The following is an 874-nucleotide window of genomic DNA, read 5'->3' on the forward strand; positions in this document are numbered from 1 at the left end:
AAATCCTGGCCTCAAGCGCTTTTTACTAGCTTGACCAGGCTTATCGCAAGTTAATACGTCCTTCATCGCCTCCAACTGCCAAGGCATCCACCGTGTACGCTTAGTCACTTAACCATACAACCCAAAATGTTTTTCTTTATGCTTGCGCTTGATGCGGCATTGCTGTCGTCATTTGCTTGGTCACAACCAAAAAGGTTGCTCCCGGCGACAAATAACTCGGCGGCTTTGCCTCAAACACAATCACCTTGAAAAATGGAATTGAGTTCCACAGTGTGACTGTTAACTTCGCCAGAAGTTAGAATACTAAAGTAGACGCACAATTAGCTTTCGCTAACTGGCATATTTCTTTACTTATTGAGAACTCTAAATCATTCAAAATTGAACAATTCAAAGTTTTTATCAGCTTTCCAAATTTTTAAAGAGCAAGAGAATAAACTTCTCAGAGTTAAACACACTCTATTCTCAGGGCATGTCCCCGAAAGAATGTTTATCTATAAGAAGGAGTAGTAAAGTGGTGGAGCTAAGCAGGATCGAACTGCTGACCTCCTGCGTGCAAGGCAGGCGCTCTCCCAGCTGAGCTATAGCCCCACATTACTAGGATACGTATTGTTTTTACCGGTCTTTGCGGTGAAGCAAAGTGGTGGGTCTGAGTAGACTTGAACTACCGACCTCACGCTTATCAGGCGTGCGCTCTAACCAGCTGAGCTACAGACCCAAACAATGACGTTTGTTCTCTATTTCATAATCAACAATCATCTGTGTGGACACTGCGAACAAATTCGTTCTAAATCGTATAAGGAGGTGATCCAGCCCCAGGTTCCCCTAGGGCTACCTTGTTACGACTTCACCCCAGTCATGAATCACTCCGTGGTGA

General features: G+C 44.3%; 2 tRNA genes and 2 rRNA genes. All 4 read right to left on the bottom strand.

What is annotated here, in order from left to right:
• Positions 1–114 (bottom strand): 23S ribosomal RNA (locus WCN91_RS15125); the annotation flags it as partial.
• Positions 115–512: 398 nt separating this feature from the next.
• Positions 513–588, bottom strand: a tRNA-Ala gene (locus WCN91_RS15130).
• A 50-nt stretch (positions 589–638) separates the two neighbouring features.
• Positions 639–715: transfer RNA gene (locus WCN91_RS15135), tRNA-Ile, on the bottom strand.
• 79 nt (positions 716–794) lie between these two features.
• A 16S ribosomal RNA gene (locus tag WCN91_RS15140) occupies positions 795–874 on the bottom strand; the annotation flags it as partial.

The organism is Pseudoalteromonas qingdaonensis (assembly GCF_038739665.1).
In the GTDB taxonomy this organism is placed as follows: Bacteria; Pseudomonadota; Gammaproteobacteria; order Enterobacterales; family Alteromonadaceae; genus Pseudoalteromonas; species Pseudoalteromonas qingdaonensis.